At 70.6% G+C, this 17,215-nt stretch carries 17 protein-coding genes; 6 read left to right on the top strand and 11 right to left on the bottom strand.

Annotation, left to right across the window (positions count from 1 at the left end; translation table 11 throughout):
* Positions 1-241: 241 nt before the first annotated feature.
* Entirely contained in the window at positions 242-1,429 is a 1,188-nt protein-coding gene (locus GXW71_RS16930; protein ID WP_211853717.1) for an aspartate aminotransferase family protein, read from the top strand.
* A 66-nt stretch (positions 1,430-1,495) separates the two neighbouring features.
* Here the strand turns inward: GXW71_RS16930 and GXW71_RS16925 are convergent, their stop codons facing one another.
* The gene (locus GXW71_RS16925; RefSeq protein ID WP_211853716.1) at positions 1,496-1,855 is read right to left on the bottom strand and encodes a nuclear transport factor 2 family protein; all 360 of its coding nucleotides are present in this window, start codon (positions 1,853-1,855) and stop codon (positions 1,496-1,498) included.
* Between the two features lie 172 nt (positions 1,856-2,027).
* Between GXW71_RS16925 and argF the strand changes: the two genes are divergently transcribed.
* The 3 genes from argF (at position 2,028) to GXW71_RS16910 (ending at position 4,877) form a co-directional block, all read left to right on the top strand.
* Entirely contained in the window at positions 2,028-2,969 is a 942-nt protein-coding gene (gene argF, locus GXW71_RS16920; protein WP_211853715.1) for an ornithine carbamoyltransferase, read from the top strand.
* 105 nt (positions 2,970-3,074) lie between these two features.
* Entirely contained in the window at positions 3,075-4,046 is a 972-nt protein-coding gene (gene hslO, locus GXW71_RS16915; RefSeq protein ID WP_211853714.1) for an Hsp33 family molecular chaperone HslO, read from the top strand.
* Between the two features lie 159 nt (positions 4,047-4,205).
* Positions 4,206-4,877 carry a hypothetical protein gene (locus GXW71_RS16910; RefSeq protein ID WP_211853713.1) on the top strand — a complete coding sequence of 224 codons (672 nt, stop codon included), beginning with the start codon at positions 4,206-4,208 and terminating at the stop codon, positions 4,875-4,877.
* A gap of 4 nt (positions 4,878-4,881) precedes the next feature.
* Here GXW71_RS16910 and GXW71_RS16905 read toward each other — a convergent pair whose 3' ends face one another.
* From GXW71_RS16905 to GXW71_RS16890, 4 genes are all read right to left on the bottom strand, one after another.
* Entirely contained in the window at positions 4,882-5,223 is a 342-nt protein-coding gene (locus GXW71_RS16905; protein WP_211853712.1) for a DUF4387 domain-containing protein, read from the bottom strand.
* Positions 5,223-6,581 carry an acyclic terpene utilization AtuA family protein gene (locus tag GXW71_RS16900; protein ID WP_211853711.1) on the bottom strand — a complete coding sequence of 453 codons (1,359 nt, stop codon included), beginning with the start codon at positions 6,579-6,581 and terminating at the stop codon, positions 5,223-5,225. The genes GXW71_RS16905 and GXW71_RS16900 overlap by 1 nt, the downstream gene beginning before the upstream one ends.
* 181 nt (positions 6,582-6,762) lie before the next feature.
* Positions 6,763-7,728 carry a Bug family tripartite tricarboxylate transporter substrate binding protein gene (locus GXW71_RS16895; RefSeq protein WP_211853710.1) on the bottom strand — a complete coding sequence of 322 codons (966 nt, stop codon included), beginning with the start codon at positions 7,726-7,728 and terminating at the stop codon, positions 6,763-6,765.
* 125 nt (positions 7,729-7,853) lie between these two features.
* Positions 7,854-8,564, bottom strand: coding sequence for a GntR family transcriptional regulator (locus tag GXW71_RS16890; RefSeq protein WP_211853709.1), 711 nt, complete (start codon positions 8,562-8,564; stop codon positions 7,854-7,856).
* Positions 8,565-8,665: 101 nt separating this feature from the next.
* Between GXW71_RS16890 and GXW71_RS16885 the strand changes: the two genes are divergently transcribed.
* Positions 8,666-9,301: a pentapeptide repeat-containing protein gene (locus tag GXW71_RS16885; RefSeq protein ID WP_211853708.1), complete on the top strand. Its 636-nt coding sequence runs from the start codon at positions 8,666-8,668 to the stop codon at positions 9,299-9,301.
* 108 nt (positions 9,302-9,409) lie between these two features.
* Here GXW71_RS16885 and GXW71_RS16880 read toward each other — a convergent pair whose 3' ends face one another.
* A complete protein-coding gene (locus GXW71_RS16880) occupies positions 9,410-10,162 on the bottom strand; it encodes an SDR family NAD(P)-dependent oxidoreductase (protein ID WP_211853707.1) in 753 nt (250 codons plus the stop codon).
* A gap of 243 nt (positions 10,163-10,405) precedes the next feature.
* Here GXW71_RS16880 and GXW71_RS16875 point away from each other — a divergent pair, with 243 nt between their 5' ends.
* On the top strand, positions 10,406-11,440 hold the full coding sequence (locus GXW71_RS16875; RefSeq protein WP_211853706.1) for an amino acid ABC transporter substrate-binding protein: 1,035 nt from the start codon (positions 10,406-10,408) through the stop codon (positions 11,438-11,440).
* A gap of 233 nt (positions 11,441-11,673) precedes the next feature.
* Here the strand turns inward: GXW71_RS16875 and GXW71_RS16870 are convergent, their stop codons facing one another.
* The 5 genes from GXW71_RS16870 to xseA all read right to left on the bottom strand — a co-directional run bounded on the left by GXW71_RS16870 (position 11,674) and on the right by xseA (position 17,188).
* Positions 11,674-12,663: a Bug family tripartite tricarboxylate transporter substrate binding protein gene (locus GXW71_RS16870; protein WP_211853705.1), complete on the bottom strand. Its 990-nt coding sequence runs from the start codon at positions 12,661-12,663 to the stop codon at positions 11,674-11,676.
* Between the two features lie 21 nt (positions 12,664-12,684).
* Positions 12,685-13,221, bottom strand: a complete 537-nt coding sequence (locus GXW71_RS16865; protein ID WP_211853704.1) for a 3-isopropylmalate dehydratase small subunit — start codon at positions 13,219-13,221, stop codon at positions 12,685-12,687.
* The gene (locus GXW71_RS16860; protein WP_211853703.1) at positions 13,218-14,507 is read right to left on the bottom strand and encodes a 3-isopropylmalate dehydratase large subunit; all 1,290 of its coding nucleotides are present in this window, start codon (positions 14,505-14,507) and stop codon (positions 13,218-13,220) included. The genes GXW71_RS16865 and GXW71_RS16860 overlap by 4 nt, the downstream gene beginning before the upstream one ends.
* Before the next feature lie 267 nt (positions 14,508-14,774).
* Positions 14,775-15,563 (bottom strand): M23 family metallopeptidase, encoded by a 789-nt coding sequence (locus GXW71_RS16855; protein ID WP_367617321.1) that lies wholly within the window; start codon positions 15,561-15,563, stop codon positions 14,775-14,777.
* A gap of 161 nt (positions 15,564-15,724) precedes the next feature.
* Positions 15,725-17,188: an exodeoxyribonuclease VII large subunit gene (gene xseA, locus GXW71_RS16850; RefSeq protein ID WP_211853701.1), complete on the bottom strand. Its 1,464-nt coding sequence runs from the start codon at positions 17,186-17,188 to the stop codon at positions 15,725-15,727.
* Between the last annotated feature and the right edge of the window lie 27 nt (positions 17,189-17,215).

Genomic DNA, 17,215 nt, shown 5'->3' with positions numbered 1-17,215 from the left:
ATGCTCGAGGGCGGCTTCGCGCAGCCGCGCCGCATCCGGCGCGCGGCCGGCGGCGCGGCGCGGGCGCCCGGACTGCCTGGTCTCATCCATGGGCGCTATGTGCCACGGCCGACGGCGGCGCGGCACCACCCCGACGCAGGGCTGACGTCATATCCATGACGTTTGACGGGCCGGCGATGGCTCTTCATTGTCCGATGCCCATTGGCAAGACCGCCAATGGGCCAAGGAGAAAGGCGATCCCGTGATCCCCGCCCTGATGCCGACCTACAACCGCGCCGACCTCGCTTTCGAGCGGGGCGAAGGCGCCTGGCTGTGGACGGAAGATGGGCGACGATTCCTGGATTTCGGCGCCGGCATCGCCACCACCAGCCTGGGCCACGCGCATCCGCACCTGACGCAGGTGATCGCGGAGCAGGCGGGGCGGGTGATGCACGTCTCCAACCTCTATCGCGTGCCGCAGGCCGAGCGCCTGGCGGCGCGGCATGTCGCCGCGTCCTTTGCCGATAGTGTCTTCTTCTGCAACTCGGGCGCCGAGGCGAACGAGGGCATGGTGAAGGCGGTCCGCAAATACCATGCGGAGAACGGCCACCCCGAGCGGTTCCACATGATCTGCTTCGAGGGCGCCTTCCATGGCCGGACGCTGGCCATGCTGTCGGCGACCGGCAACGAGAAGTACCTCGCCGGCTTCGGCCCGCCGGTCGAGGGGTTTTCCCATGTGCCCTTCGGCAACATGAACGCGGTGCGCGACGCGATCGGCCCGGCGACCGCCGGCATCATGATCGAGCCGATCCAGGGCGAGGGCGGCGTGCGCCCCGCCGATCTGCGCTTCCTCAAGGAGCTGCGGGCCGTCTGCGACGAATACGGCCTGCTGCTGGCACTCGATGAGGTGCAGACCGGCATGGGGCGTTCCGGCAAGCTCTGGGCCCACCAATGGGCCGGGATCGAGCCGGACGTCATGTCCTCGGCCAAGGGCATCGGCGGCGGCTTCCCGCTCGGCGCGGTGCTCGCCAAGGAGCATGTCGCCAAGCACCTGAAGCCCGGCACCCATGGCACCACCTATGGCGGCGGCCCGCTCGCCTGCGCGGCGGGCAATGCGGTGCTGGACGTGGTGCTGGCGCCGGGCTTCCTGGACGGCGTCGACCGCGTGGCGCGCAACCTCTGGCGCGGGCTGCTCGGCCTCGCCGACCGCCATGCGTCGGTGGTGGAGGGCGTGCAGGGCGCCGGGCTGCTGGTCGGCCTGAAGCTGAAGTCGGCTGTGGCCAACGCCGATCTGCAGGCCGCCGCCGTGAAGGAAGGCCTGCTGACGGTCGCTGCGGGGATGAACGTGCTGCGCGTCGCGCCGCCGCTCATCATCACCGATGCCGAGGTGGCCGAGGCGATCGCCTGTCTCGACCGCGCGCTCGCGGCGCTGACGCCGAAGGCGGCCTGAGTAAAGGCATCCGGCTATTTGCCAGGCTTGGCGCCCGGAGGATGATTTCCTCCGGGCGCTTCCCTTTTACAGACCGAAGAGGAACTTCTCCTCCACGACCTTGCCGCCGCGTACGGTGTAGAGGCCGATCTCGGTCATCTGCATGCGCTGGCCGCTCTCGCGGCTGGTCACATCGACTGCGAAGCGCAGCGCGAACTGGTCGCCATGCACGAAGGGCCCTTCTGTCTCCACGCTATGGACCTCGTGGGCGCTGTACCACCAGTCGGACTTGCCCTTGACCGCGGCCTTGCCCTCGAGCCGCGCCATCGGCCCCTCCATCGGCTCCAGGCTCACCACGCCCTCGGCCCAGAAGCGCTCGCCCGCCTCCTCGTGCTTGCCTGCCTTGCAGAGTTCCGCGAAGGCCTTCGCAACATCGCTCGTGTCCATGTCATTCCTCCTCTGTCCGCCGGCCGGCGGATGCTGCGCGCCGCCGCATGACAGCCGCAAGCGCGCTCACCACCGCTTGACCGGCTTGACCGCGGCCGCGCCGCCTGCGAGCAATGCGCCTTTGCTGCGCCTGTCGTTACGAGAGGCGCTGAAATAGAGGCATTTGCACGCCATGCGCGACCAGAGCGCGGCGCCGCCGCGGCGGCCGCGGCATTTCCTGGAACTGATGGACCACGATGCCGGTCAGCTCCGCCACATGCTCGACCTCGGCGTCCGGGCGAAGCGCGGCCAGATCGACGGCAAGCCGCTCGCCGGCAAATCCATCGCGCTGATCTTCGAGAAGCCCTCGACCCGCACCCGCGTCTCCTTCGAGGTCGGCATCCGCCAGTTGGGCGGCGATGCCATCGTGCTCTCGGCCAAGGACATGCAGCTCGGCCGCGGCGAGAGCCCGGCCGACACCGCCCAGGTGCTGTCGCGCTATGTCGATGCGATCATGCTGCGCACCGACGACGTCCGGAAGATCCGCGAGCTGGCGGAGCACGCGACGGTGCCGGTGATCAACGGCCTGACCGACGTCTCCCACCCCTGCCAGCTCATGGCCGACATGATGACCTTCGAGGAGCATCGCGGCCCGGTGGCGGGGCAGGTCATCGCCTGGACCGGCGACGGCAACAACGTCGCGCAGAGCTTCATCCAGGCCGCTGCCCGCTTCGGCTTCACGCTCCGCATCGCGACGCCGCCCGAGCTCGCGCCACCGGCCCAGCTCATCGACTGGGCGCGCCGCGAAGGCGCCCGCATCGAATTGACCAGCGATCCGCATCTGGCGGTCGATGGCGCACGCTGCGTGGTGACCGATACCTGGGTCTCGATGTCCGACGAGCGGGATGGCGGCCCGAGCAGCCGCCACAACCTTCTGGCGCCCTATCAGCTCAACGCTGCGTTGCTCAAGGGCGCAGCGCCGGATGCCATCGTCATGCATTGCCTGCCCGCCCATCGCGGCGAGGAGATCACGCAGGAGGTGATGGACGGCCCGCAGAGCGTGGTCTTCGACGAGGCCGAGAACCGGCTCCACGCGCAAAAGGGCGTGCTGCTCTGGGCTTTGGGGCTGGCCTGAGCGGATAAGGCGGTCGCCAGCCGCAAACCCGTCCGGCGCCGCGGGCATGGCCGTCGCGCGCCCAAGCCCCTATCTAGGACGGCAGCACCGAAGGCCCGCCCACCCTTGCCCGATCCGACCAAGCCCTCCGCCACGCCGGACTTCCTCAATCATGATCGCCCGCCAGTGCCCGACATCGTGGTACCGCGCGGCGTCACGCCCTTCCACCTGCGCGACCGACCGGTGCGCGGGCGGCTGGTGCGGCTCGGCCCGCTCGCCGACGCGCTGCTGACCCGGCACGACAACAGCCCCGCCGTCACCGCGCTCGCCGGCCAGGCGCTGGCGCTGACCGCGGGGCTCGCCGCCGCACTCAAGTTCCGCGGCTCCTTCAGCCTGCAGGCCAAGGGCGACGGACCGGTCGCCATGCTGCTCGCCGACTGCACCGACACCGGGGCGCTCCGCGGCTATGCCCGCGCCGATGCCGAGCGGGTTGCCGCGCTGCCGGCCGACGCGGCGGCCAATGCCCTGCTCGGCGGCGGCTATCTCGCCTTCACCTGCGACCAGGGGCCGGAGATGGAGCGCTACCAGGGCATCGTCGCGATCGAGGGCGACAGCCTGGCGGCCATGACTGGCGCCTATTTCCGCAGCTCCGAGCAGCTCCAGGCCCATGTCCAGCTCGCCGCCGGGGAGACCCCGTCCGGCTGGCGCGCCAGCGCGCTGATCCTGGAACGGGTCGCTGGCGGCGGCGGCATCGCCCCCGAACTCACGGGCGACGCACAGGAGGAGGCCTGGCGCACCGCGCTGGCCCTCGCCGCGACGCTGACCGAGGCGGAGCTGCTGGACGATGCGTTGTCGTCCGAGCGGCTGCTGCAGCGGCTGTTCCATACCGAGGGCGGGCTCGAGATCGATCGTGCCCGGGCGCTCTCCTATGGCTGTCGCTGCTCCCGCGCGCGGCTGGCCGGCGTGCTGGACGGCTTCCCGCCGGAGGATCTGGACCACATGGCGGAAGACGGCACGATCACCATGAACTGCGAGTTCTGCAACCTCGGCTTCGCCTTCGACCGCGGCGAGATCCAGGGTGGCGCGGCGCGGGGGTGATGCGTTATCCCCCCAACGTAACGGCAGGAGGCGACGCCTCCTGCCGAGCGCCCGAACGGGCGTCGTGCGAGGAGCACGCCTCCGGCGTGACGCCGGAAGTCCGGCGAAAGCCAAGGGTGGCGGATGCCGCCCGCGTCATGCCGGAGGCATGCTATTCGCATGACGCGTCTGAGGGTCAGTGATGAGGAGCGGCAGCTTATGGCGGTGATCGGGCGGCGGGGCGTGATCGGCCTCGCTTTGGCGGCGACGGCATGCGGCGGCCGCGACCGTGGCGATCTCCGCCCCGTCGAGACGGGCCCGCCGAGCTATCGCCACCTGACGCCGCTCCGCCTCGATGTCGCGAATATCGACATCCAACCGCCGGCGCCGGGCGCTTCCGTCACCGTCGCGCCGCCCGCGCCGGTGATCCCGGCGGAGGCGCTGCTGACCATGGCGCAGGACCGGCTCTCGGCCGCCGGGCGGGATGGCACCGCGCGCTTCCTGGTCCTGGTCGCGACGCTGACCCGCAGCGGCGGCAGCGGCGGCGGCATGTTCAGCAGCGCGACCGAGCGGCTCGACTGCGTGTTGCGCTGCCGGGTGGAGGTCGTGGGCAGCGACGGTCAGCCGCGCGGCTTCGCTGAGGCCGAGGTGCGCCGCAGCGCCACCCAGCCGGCTGATGGCGGCACAGAGCGTGCGCGCAACGCCGATGCGCTGGTGCGCGCGGCGATGGCCGACATGAATGTGGAGTTCGAGTTCCAACTCCGCCGCAACCTGCGCGGCCTGCTGATGGACACCGACGGCACCGCCCCGGTCGCGCCGCCCGTGGAACAGGAAGCGCTGCCGCAGGGCTGACCTCCTACGACACAGCCGGCACCAGGATCCCGGTCAGCGGCACATGCTGCTGGCAGCCATAGACGTCGTTGTCCATGAGGTCGCCCGAGGAGACCGGGCGGCGAATGGTGATCTTGAAGGCCAGCGCTGCATCGAAGGGCTTGCAGACCAGGATGTCGGCGAGCGGGATGCGATAGGCGGCGGCGATGCGGGTGGGCTCGATCACCCCGCTGTCCTTGACGCGCCGATAGGCAGCCGCATCGTCGAACATCACGTCGAAGGTGATCTCGAAGGGTCCCGCATTCTTGCTGCGGATCACCTTCGCGATGCGGTCCAGGGTCTCACCCTGGTTGGACAGCGGCGCCATCAGTTCCGCACCTCCTCGATCGTCATGGGGAAGATCTCGCAGGGGTCCTGCAGCGGCATCAGGTGGTAGACCGCGAAGCGGTAGGCCGGGCCGACCGGGATGCCGAAGGGCGAGAAGGGATAGGCCATGTTGCCGGCCGTGGTCAGGATGCCCGGATAGCTCGCGTGCTGCAGATGGCCGCGGGAGTACATCGCGACCCCCGTCGCCAATTCCTGGGCCGGCGCCACCGCTTCGATCATCAGCCCGATCTCGCGCGGCGGCGCGCCGCCGGGCTCGAGCGGACCCATCACCGCGTCGCGGCCATAGGCGCGGAAGCGCAGATGGATGCCCTCCGCCCGCATGCCGAACCGCGCCTCGGCCCGCTCGCGCGTCTCCTCCAGCAGCGGGTCGAGCTCGCGGATCATGATCGGGTCACGGATGCCGACCATGACGATGGAGCGGAAGCCGAGCTGTTCCGCCGCTTCCAGCTTCACCTTGTAGACCGCATCCGCGACGAAGCGGCTGCCACGCACCCGCACCCGCCGTTCGTCCATCTGCTCGAAGCTGGTGCCGCTCAGGTCGTTCACCCCGCCCGGACCCGGCTGGAATTCGAAATCGCCGCGCTCATAGAGCGAATGCCCGGCGACCGAGACCGTGGTGCAGCGATGCGCGGCGTTGCCGGGCTCCACCACGAAGGCATCGCGGCCGATGGTGCCGAGCATAGGCTCGCCGAGGTCGTAGGGGATGGCGGAAAGGCCGGCGCATTCCAGGATCTTGCCGCAATGGAGCGCCAGGCCCTGGTCGAAGCCGCGCAGCACCGGCAGCGCCGCGAAGACCGCATCGTCGCAGGCGCGGCCGGCGATGATGACCTCCGCCCCCGCATCGATCGCCTTCACGAAGGGCTCGATCCCCATCTGCGCGACGATCGGCCCGCAGCGATCGACGACCTCGGGCGTCAGCGCGCCTTCGGGGCCGATGCTCTCGAGCGGGGCCGCCGCCATGCGGCGCTTGAGGTCGGGTTTGCCGATCTCTGCCCCGATCACCGCCATGCGGAAGGAGAGGCCGTGCTCCCGCGCGATGTCGCGGATGATGCCGGTCGCGGTCGCCAGCGATTCGTCGCAGCCGCTGGTGAGCGCGGAGCCGATGACGAGCGGGATCTTCGCCGCCCGCGCCGCGCGCAGCATGATCGCGAGGTCATGCCGATAGGTCGCGAGCGGCAGGAAGGGCCTGCCGGTCCCGTGGTAATAGGGACCCATATCGGTCGACCCCGCATCCTGGCCAATGAAATGGGGCCCGAGGGAGAGGCCGCGCTTGAAGGCTTCGATGTTGAAGCCGCTGCCGAGCGAGCCGGATGGCGCGAGGCCGGTGATCTCTTGCATGGAACTCTCCGTCGATCTCAGAGTCTGTCTCGGAATGGTGCGGCGGCGAGCTGGCGAGGCATTTTTCGCTCCTGGCGTGTCGGGTGACGCAGCCGATGCTGGTTGCATCGGCGAGGAAGCCGACGCGGCAGGGGCGGAAAAGGCCCGCCAGATCGCCGCCGCACCATTCCGAGACAGGCTCTCAGTTGAGGGTGATGTCGCCGCGGCGGATGACCTCGCCCCAGCGCGGGAAATCCGCTTCCAGCAGTTCGGCGAAGCGCGCCGGGCCTTCGGCGGCGACGGTCGCACCCGCCGCCGCCATGCTGCGCTGGACCCCGGGATCGGCCATCGCTTCCAGGAACAGCGCGTTCAGACGATCGATGATGACGGCGGGCGTGCCGCGCGGCGCCATCACGCCGAGCCAGAGCGGCACGTCCACCTGCGGCAGGCCGAGCTCGGCGAAGGTCGGCATGTCCGGCAGCGCGGGGGATCGCGCGGCGGCGGCAATGGCGATCGGGCGGAGCTGGCCGCCTTCCACCATCGGGCGGGCGGAGGCGATGGTCGTGAAGCTGAGCGAGATCATGCCGGCCGCCATGTCGTTCATAACCTGCGCGGCGCCGCGATAGGGCACATGCAGCCAGTCGGTGCCGGTCGCCTGCGCGAACATCGCGAGCGCCAGGTGGCCGAGCGAGCCGTTGCCCGGCGAGCCGAAGGCGATGCGCCCGGGATTGGTGCGCCCCGCGGCGAGCACGCCGGCGAGGTCGCGCGGCGCGAACTGCGCCGCGGTGAAGAGCGCGAAGGGCGTGCTGACCAGCCAGGTGATCGGCACCAGGTCGACGCGCGGATCATAGGGCAGGTTCGGCTGCAGCGCGGATGCGATGGAGAGCTGCGGCGCGCTGGCGAGGATCAGCGTGGTGCCGTCCGGGCGCGATTTCGCGACATGGTCGGCCGCGATGACGCCGCTGGCGCCGCCGCGGTTGTCGAGCACCAGCGGCTGGCCGGAGAGCTCCTGGAAGCGCTGCCCGACCGCGCGCCCCACGACGTCGAGCGAGCCGCCGGCTGGATAGGGGATGACCAGGCGCACCGGCCGGTCGGGAAAGCGTTGGGCCTCGGCGGCCTGCGGCAGGGCCGCGCCCAGGCAGAGGGCAAACAGACAGCGACGCAACATTGGAGCCTCCGACAGAGCGTGATGACTTGAGGCCGGTTCGGCCGAAAAGTCTGAATCACGCGATCAAACCAAGGTCCGCGCAGGGTCCTCCGAGCACCCGCCGTTGGCCGGCGGTTCCTTCGTCGTCAGGTCTCCGCGCCGACGAGATGCGCGGCGAGGCGATTGTCGGTGTAGAGTTCGGCGTAGCTGTCGCGGACCAGGTCCACGATGTGGTCCAGGCGCTCGGCGATGTGGCGTTGCATCAGCGCCACCGCCTGGCGCACGTCGCGCCGCTGCAACCCGTTCAGGATCGCGAGGTGCCCCGCCGGCAGCCGGGTCTGGCTGCCCTTGCGCAAGCCGATCCAGCGCACGAAGCGGATGCGCTCGTTCAGCGCCGTCACCGAGCGCAGGATTTCGTCATTGTCGGCGAGCGCCGCCACGCGTTCGTGGAAGGCCTCATCGAAGCGGAGCTGGCGCAGCGCGTGCTCATCGCTGCCGGGGGAGACGACGCCCTGCTCGGCGAAGGCGGCGAGTTCGGCGATCGCGGCATCGCTTGCGCGTTCGCAGGCAAGGCGCACGGCGCCGGCTTCCACAAGGCCGCGATATTCGTAGAGCGAGCGCACCTGCCGCGCCTCCAGGGTGCGAGCCAGGAAGCCCCGGTTCGGCGCCGCGACGAGGAAGCCTTCGGAGGCCAGCCGGTTCAGCGCCTCGCGCAGCGGCGTGCGGCTGCTGCCGAGCCGGCGCGCCAGCTCGACCTCGTTGATCCGCTCTCCGGGCCGGAAGTGGAAGGTGACGGCCATGGCCTTCGCCTGGGCATAGACGCGGTCCGCGGATCGGGTGGCTTCGGGCTGGTCCATGGCTGAATTGTGCACAGTCTTGTGCGCAGAAGTAAAGTCGGCATCTCCCCGAGACGCCCCGGCGGCCCCATAAGGGCCAGACCGAAAGACGGAGAACCGCTGTGGACGAGGCATTGGCGGAGGTGCCCGCCCCGGAGGGAGTAGCGACCCGTGCCCTGGTCGAGGCGGCGCTGCGGGACCATGCGGCGCCGGTCCGCTTCGCCGGCTGGGGCCTGGCGGGGGCGGACCTGAAGGAGCTCGACTTCCACGGATGCGAGTTCCTGCGCTGCCGGGCGGCGCGGGCCGACTTCTCCGCCTGTGACCTCGGCGAAGCGCGATTCCTCTCCTGCGACCTCAACAACGCCGTCTGCCGCCGGACGACGCTGTCTTCCGCCCTGTTCCGCGACTGCAAGCTGACCGGCCTGCTGATCGTCTCGGCCGCGACGATCGGACTCACCTTCAAGCGCTGCCTGCTGGTCGATGCGCAGCTTCAGGGGCTGTCCTTCCGCCACGCGGCGCTGGAGGGCCTCGATTTCCAAGGCGCCGATCTCACGGAGGCGGATTTCCGCCAGGCGGTGCTGACCGGATGCAATCTGCGCGACGCGAACCTGACCCGCGCGCGCTTCGAAGGCGCCGATCTGCGCGGCACCGATCTCGGCGGCTTGCAGCTTGCCGATGCCCCGCGGTTCCGGGGCGCGATCATCTCCCGCCAGCAGGCGGCGGAGATCGTGAGTCGCCTTGGGCTGAAGGTCGCGTGAGCCACGCGGCCTGACGTCAGGTCCTAGAGCATTCTTCGTACGCTTCAGGCTTTTGTCTTGGCGAGCAGATTCGCGCCTCCGGGCGATTCCGCCTTCCGGCGATCTGCTCTAGACGCGCCCGCCATCCACGACGAAATGCTGCGCCGTGACCATGCGGCTGTCATCAGCGGCCAGCCACAGCACCATGCGCGCGATGTCGGGCGGCATCACCTTCTGCTTCAGGCATTGCATGCGCATGTGCAGCGCGACCGCCTCCGGCTTCGCCCAGAGCGTCTCCTGCCGCTCGGTGAAGACCCAGCCGGGCACCACCTCGTTCACGCGGATGCCGTCCGGGCCGAGGTCGCGCGCGAGGCCCCGCGTCATGCCGCGCACCGCCGCCTTGGCCGCGGTATAGGCGGGCATGCCGCCGGTCGCGGTCAGCCAGCTCACCGAGCCCATGTTGATGATCGAGCCGCCGCCGGCCGCGCGCATCATCGGCACCACCGCCTGGGCGGCGAAGAACTGGTGGCGCAGGTTGGTGGCCATCCGCTCGTCCCAGTAGTCCGGCTCCACCGCCTCCAGCGCGTGGCGATCGTCGCGCGCCGCGTTGTTCACCAGCACCGCGATCGGCCCGACCACCGCTGCCGCCTCCGTCACCGCCGCGCGCAGCGCCGCGATGTCGCGGAGGTCGCAGGGCAGGAAGGTCGCGCCGGTCGCTGCCGCCACCGCGGCACCGCCCGCCGCGTCGATATCGAGGAAGGCGGGCTTCGCACCCTGGCGTACGAACTCTGCCACCAGCTCCGCGCCGATGCCCGAGGCGCCGCCGGTGATCAGCACACCACGGCCGGCGAGGCTGGGGTAGCGCGCGAACTGGTCAGCCATGGCGGTGCTCCTTCTTGTCTGGCGGCATCTTCACCCCTTCAGGCGCGCGCCCCAAACCGGATCCGCTCCGACCCTGCCTGCGGCGCGGGCGGTGATCCGCCCGGCTGCCGCCGCCACGGGCAGCCGCCGCGCCGCCGGCGCCGGATGGGCCCCATTCACCCCCCTCTTTCGTTGACTCCCCGCGCGACCGCCGCAGACCATCGGGGCGGGAGACAACGATAACTTTCCGGAGAGGCTTACCCGATGTTCAAACGAGGCTTCATGGCCGCGGTCGCTGCGCTATGCGCGGCGTTCGCCGGCACCGCCCAGGCGCAGACCTCCGCCGCCCCGACGCTGGACGCGATCCGCGCGCGCGGGCAGCTCCTCTGCGGCATCCATACCGGCGTCGCGGGTTTCGCTCTGCCGGATTCGCGCGGCACATGGCAGGGGCTCGATGTCGAGCTCTGCCGTGGCCTCGCGGTCGCGATTTTCAACGATGCGTCCAAGGTGCGGTTCCTGCCGCTTTCTTCCTCGACCCGCTTCACGGCGCTGACGGCTGGCGAGATCGACGTGCTGTTCCGCACCTCGACCCAGACAATGCTGCGCGACACCACGCTCGGCCTGCGCCACGCCACCACCTATTTCTACGATGGCCATGGCTTCATGGTGCGCGCCAATGCCGGGGTGCAGCGCGTCGCGGAGATGAATGGCGCGACCATCTGCCTGATCCAGGGCACCACCAACGAGCAAGTGACCGCCGACTACTTCCGCTCCATCAACGTGCCGTTCCAGCCGGTGGTGTTCGAGCGGACGGACCAGGCCGCGGCCGCGCTGCAGGCCGGGCGCTGCGACAGCTTCGGCACCGATGCGTCCCAGCTCGCGGCCACCCGCGCCACCATGCCCAGCCCGGCGGATTGGGTCGTCCTGCCGGAGCGCTTCTCCAAGGAGCCCTACGCCGCCTATATCCGCCGCGGCGACGACCAATGGTTCGACGTGGTGCGCTGGTACACCAACGCGATGATCGAGGCGGAGGAGCAGGGCATCACCCGGGCCAATGCCGAGGAAATGCGGCGCACCAGCGTCAATCCCAATACCCGCCGCCTGCTCGGCGTCACGCCGGAGCTCGGGCAGTCGCTCCGGCTCGATGCGAACTGGGCCTACAACGCGATCCGCGCCGTCGGGAACTACGGCGAGATCTATGAGCGCACCATGGGCCCGGACACCACGGTCGCGCTGCCGCGCGGGCCGAACCAGATCTGGACCCAGGGCGGGCTCCTATACGCGTTGCCGATGCGTTGATCAGGCCATGTGTGATTGGGCCTCAGGCGCCGGCGTGGCCTCCGGCCGCTTGGCTTGCGCGCTGTCAGGGCGCTCCGGCGGAGAATGTTGGTCGCGCGCGGGGCCGCATTCGCGGCCCCGGGGCATCGCTCCGCTCGCCCCGCAGAAGCCAGTGGCGGCCTGCGGCCGCTTGGCCCTTGCCCTCCGAAGCCTCAGCGCAGGAGGGTGCGGCCGCGTGGCATTCGCGTCTTACACTACTCCAGCCTGATCCCGCCCAGCGCCACCGCACGCCGGGAGGTCTCCGTCTCCTCCCGGATCACCGCTGCATAGCGCGCCGGCGTGATCTCCGCCGCCGGCGCGATCTCGGCCCCGAGCTCGCCGAGCCGCTGCCGTATGGCGGGATCCGCGACGGCGGCGACCAGCGCCGCGCGCAGCGTCTCCAGCGCGCCCGGCGGGGTGCCCGCCGGCGCGAGCAGACCGAGCGTCGTGGTGAGCTCCGGCTCCACCAGCCCGACCTCACGCAGCGTCGGCACCTCCGGTAACAGCGGCGAGCGGTTGGCGGAGGCGATGCCGAGGATGAAGGCTCGGCCATCCGCATGCAGCGGCAGCGCGCTGGAGAGCTGGTCGAAGACAACCGGAATGGTCCCGGCGATCAGGTCGCTGAGCGCGGGGCCGGTGCCGCGATAGGGGACGTGCACCAGCCCCGCCCCGCTACCCGCATTGAACAGCTCCATCGCCAGATGCGCGCCGGAGCCGATGCCCGAGGTACCGGCAGAGAACCGGCGCGGCTCGGCCTTCGCGCGGGCCACGAACTCGGCGAGGCTCTGCACGGCGAGTTGTCGCGAGACCATGAGCACGATGGGGACGCGATAGGCGATGCCGATCGGCGCGAGATCGCGAAGCACGTCATAGGGCAGTCGCGGTATCGCGGCAGGGAAAATCGAGAGCGGGCCGGTGGAGCCCAGTAGCAGCGTGTTGCCGTCGGACCGAGCGCGCGCGACTGCTTCGGTACCCAGGATACCGCCGGCGCCTGTGCGATTGTCGACCACGACCGGCTGGCCGAGCACTTGTGACATCACCGGCGCGAGGAGCCGCGCGGTGAAGTCCACATTGCCGCCCGGTGGGTAGGGAACGACGAGGCGGAGCGGCCGATTGGGAAAGCTCTGCGCCGACGCGCTACGGCCCGAGGCGGCCAGCGCCGCGACGACGGCAATGCTGAAGATAAGGTCGCGACGCGTCGGCATGTCGTCCTCCTTGTCCTGCGCTTAGTCCGATGCGGCGCGTCGCATCGCGAACTCCCGCTCGAGCAGCGGGATCACGCCGCCGGCCCGCCAGATCTCAACCATCCGCTCCGAGAAGGGCCGCGCGCGCAGCACGCGCCCGGATGGCAGCCGGACCTCGCCGGCGGCGGGATCGGCTTCGATCACCTCGCCATCCGCCACCGCGGCGGCGATGCCGGGACAGATCATCACGGGCAGCCCGGTGTTCAGCGCACGGCGGACGAAGCCGGCCTCGCAGGACTCCACCACGACCGCCGCAATGCCCGAGGCGCGGATCGCCACGCTGACCTCGACATGGTTGTGGTGCGCGAAATTGGTGCCGCCGACCACGATGTCGCCGGGCCGCACCTCGGATGGAAATTCCGGGCGCAGGCGGCGGAAGCACATCGCGCGCAGTGCATCCTCGTCGAAGGCCTTGCCGAAGCCTTCCCGGATGATGGCGAATTCGATGATGCCGTCATCGCCGCTGACGTCATTGCCGAATCTCCAGACGCGGCCACGCGGCGTCGCATGCCCGGTCATGCCGCGCCCGCCTCGGCCAGCATGGGGCGTGGGTCCACGATCCGCCCCGCCACGGCGGAGGCGGCGACCACATAGGGGCCGCCGAGGAAGACATGCGCGCTGCGGCTGCCGTTGCGGCCCTGGTAGTTGAACTGTTGGGTGGAGATCGAGACCTCCCCGTCATTCAGCACGCCCTGGTAGCCCCAGCAGGTCGTGCAGCCCGGCGCCAGGATCGCGGCGCCGGCCTCCGCCAGGATCTCGAGCAGCCCCTCGCGTGCCGCCTCCGCATAGATGCCGCGGCTGCCGGGCGTGACGTAGAGCGTGACATGCGACGCGATGCGCCGCCCGCGGAGGATGCGTGCCGCGGCGCGCAGGTCATCGAGGCGCCCGCCGGCGCAGGAGCCGATCGAGGCCTGGTCGATGCGCGTGCCCGCCACCTCCGCGACCGGCACGGCGCCATGCGCATCCGGGGGCACCGTGACCAGGGGCGCGATGGCGCCAAGGTCATAGGTGAGGCGCGCGGCATAGTCCGCGCCGGGATCGGCCTTCACCACATGCCAGGGCCGGCCCGCGGCGCGCGCCGCCACATAAGCGAGCGCGAGCGCATCCGGCTCCATCACGCCGGTATAGGCGCCGCTGTGGAACAGCGAGGCCAGCAATGTCTGCCGGTCATCGAGCGAGAGCTCGACGAGACCAGGCCCATCGAATTCGACGCAGCATTGCAGCAGGCGGCCATCCGGGGTGGCGTCACGCAGGATGGTCTGGATCACGTCGCGCGCCGTGACGCCGAAGCCGAGCCCGCCGGTGAGCGTGATGCGCGCGGAGGGCGGCACTGCGAGCCAGTTCTCGTCCTGGATCAGGGAGACGAGCACCTCGGTCGAGATCGGGATATTGAGCGCGCCGAGCGCACCGATGCTGGCGATGTTGCCCTCATCGGAGAAGATGAGCGTGCCGGGCCTCGCGAAGCCACGCTCGGTCAGCACCTGGTGGCGCAGCCCGTTGCCGGGGCCGAAGAAGTTCTCGATGCCCTGGCGCTCACACCAGTCGCGGAGCGTCCGGTGAGTCTCGTGGTGATGCGAACCCATGGCGGCGGCGGTGGAGTGATCGATCACCATCACCGCCTTGTCCGGGCGGGGGATGCGATCCACGCCGATGCGCTCCAGATTGCGCTTGTGGCCGGGCCAGAAAAGCTCCTGGCAGCAGGTGTAGTCGGGCGTGACGGTGACGTACTCGCCGGCTTCGACCGCCCCGCGTCCCGCGGCGCGGGCGATGATCTTCTGCGCGACGGTCTGCGCCGACATGCTCATGCCGGACGACGCGCCATCAGCGCCGCACGATGGGGCATAGGCTTCCTCCCGCTTTGATTCTTTAGGCTAGTTATATGACCTTATAACCTCGACGATGCTCTGTCCAGGAGGGGCGGACGGGGAAGATTCGGGCACGCCAGGCGTCCATGATACTCGGGCGCACGCATCGAAGGGCGCTCGGCGAAGCGTTGCTGCCAGGCCGAGGACTACGGGCAGCGCCGGCGATGGCCATGGCGATAGGGGCGAGCGCGGGTGGCCCGCTGACCGTTATGCCGGCGCCAGCACCGGGGCCGGGTCGAGCCAGGTCTGGAACCAGGACAGGCTGAAATGCAGGTGCGGGCCGGTCACGCGGCCCGTGGCGCCGGTCGCGCCGATGCGCTGGCCGCGCGCGACGTCCTGGCCTTCCGTCACGTCGCGGCGCGAGAGATGGGCGTAGAGCGAATTGATCCCATGCCCATGGTCGATGACCACGAGCTCGCCGAAGAAGAAGAAGCTCGCCGACAGCACCACCCGCCCGGATGCCACGGCCAGCGCCGGCGTGCCGGTCGGCGCCGCGATGTCGTAGCCGTAATGCGGCTGCCGGGGCTGGCCGTTGAGCACCCGCTGGCTGCCGAAGACGCCACTGATCCGCCCTTCCGCGGGCCGCAGGAATGCCTCCGTGAACCCGGCCAGTGCGCTGTCGGTGGCGCGCGCCCGGCCGAGCTGCTCGCGCTCCGCGTTGATCCGCGCCAGCGCCGCGGCGTCGGGCGTCACCTGGGCCGGCGGCAGGCCGGTGATGTGCTGCACGCTCCATTGCCGCCGCACGATGGTGAGCCGCTGCGCGCGCCCATCGACCGTCAGCACCGCGCCCTCGCCATGATCGCGGCCGAAGCCGAAAGCGAAGTCGCCCGCCGGCGAGACGCGCAGCGCCCGCCCATCGAGCGTGAGGCGCGTCCCCACCGCCGCGCGCCCCACCACCAGTCCGCCCTGCGCGAGCCCCACGGTGCCAAGCTCCAGCGCCCCGGCGCCGCGCGCCAGCAGCAGCGCCGGCGCCGCCAGCACCCATCTCCGCTTCACAGAGACCGCATGGGAATGGCCGCGGCGGAGGTGTGGCGAGGGATTTTTCGCCCCCGCCGTGTCGGCTGACACAGCCGATGCTGGTTGCATCGGTGAGGAAGACGGCGCGGCAGGGGTGGAAAAGACCCGCCAGACCGACCCGCAGCTATTCCCATGCGGTCTCACAATAAGTCTCCCTGGCGCGGCTCTTCCCCCTTGCGCGGGCGTGCCGTCTTCGCGCCGTCCGCCGTCGCGCCGACCTCCCCATCCGCGAAAGTCAGCGTCAGATGTTGCGCCGGCTTCACCGAAGCCGCGCTGGTGAGCGGCGCACCCTCCGCGTCGCGCACCAGCACGAAGCCACGCGCCAGCACGGATTGGTAGGAAGCGCTCTCCAGTCGCGCCGAAAGCCCTTCCAGCGCCCCCCGCCTCTCCCGCAGCAGCGCGCTCAGCGGCGCCGGGCCGAAGCGCGCCAGCGCCCGCGCGTCGCGCCGCACCGCGATGGCGCGCGCGATGCAGGCATCGCCCCGCCCCGCCAGCGCGCCCAGCCGTTCCCGCCGCACCAGGATCGCCTCCCGCGGATGCGGGATCCGGAGGCCCGCCAGCGCCTGCGCCCGTCGCGCCAGGAGGCCGGCGACACCGCGCGGCAGCCTTTCCCCCCAATCGTCCAGCCGGAGCCGCGCCTGCTCGATCCGCGCCGGCACGTCGGGCAGCCGCCGCTCCGCCCGCAGCAACCGGAGCCGCGAATCATTCAGCACCCGCCGCGCCACGCCCGCCAGCCGCGCGCCCCGCTGTATCAGATCCGCCGCCAGGTCGCCGCGTGCCGGCACCGCCAGCTCCGCCGCCGCGGTCGGCGTCGGCGCCCGGCGATCGGACGCGAAATCGATCAGCGTCGTGTCCGTTTCATGCCCAACTGCGGAGATCAGCGGGATCGCGCTCGCCGCCGCCGCCCGCACCACGACCTCCTCGTTGAAGGCCATCAGGTCCTCGAGGCTGCCGCCGCCGCGCGCCACGATGACGACATCCGGGCGCGGGACCGCGCCACCCGCCGGCAGCGCGGAGAAGCCCGCGATCGCGCGCGCGATCTGCTCCGCCGCCCCCTGCCCCTGCACCGCCACCGGCCAGATCAGGATGTGGCGCGGGAAACGCCGCGCAATCGTTGTGCGAATATCCTGGATAACGGCGCCGGAGGCCGAGGTCACCACGCCCACCACGCGCGGCAGCATCGGCAGGGCGCGCTTGCGTCCTTCGTCGAACAGCCCTTCCGCGAGCAGCCGCTTGCGCAGCGCCTCGATCCGCGCCAGCAGCGCGCCCTCACCCGCGAATTCCAGCCGGTCGATGACGAGCTGGTACTTCGAGCGGTCCGCGTAAGTCGTCAGCTTGCCGGTCGCGATCATCTCCACGCCGTTTTCCGGCACGGCGGCGAGCATCCGGAGATTTCCCTTCCAGATCACCGCCTCGATCTTCGCATTCTCATCCTTCAACGAGAGATAGACGTGGCCCGACGCCGCGCGCTTCATCTCGGTGATCTCGCCGCGCACGCGCACGCGGCCGAAGGCACCCTCCAGCGTGCGCCGGATCGCGCCCGCGATCTCGGACACGACATATTCGGGAATGTTCGCGCCATCGCGCGGAGCTGGGCTGTCCATTCGCCGATGCTATGCTAGAGGCGCGGT

Origin of the sequence: Plastoroseomonas hellenica (assembly GCF_018129085.1) — a bacterium.
GTDB classification, from domain to species: domain Bacteria; phylum Pseudomonadota; class Alphaproteobacteria; order Acetobacterales; family Acetobacteraceae; genus Plastoroseomonas; species Plastoroseomonas hellenica.
This window is presented reverse-complemented; position numbering and strand designations above follow the sequence as displayed.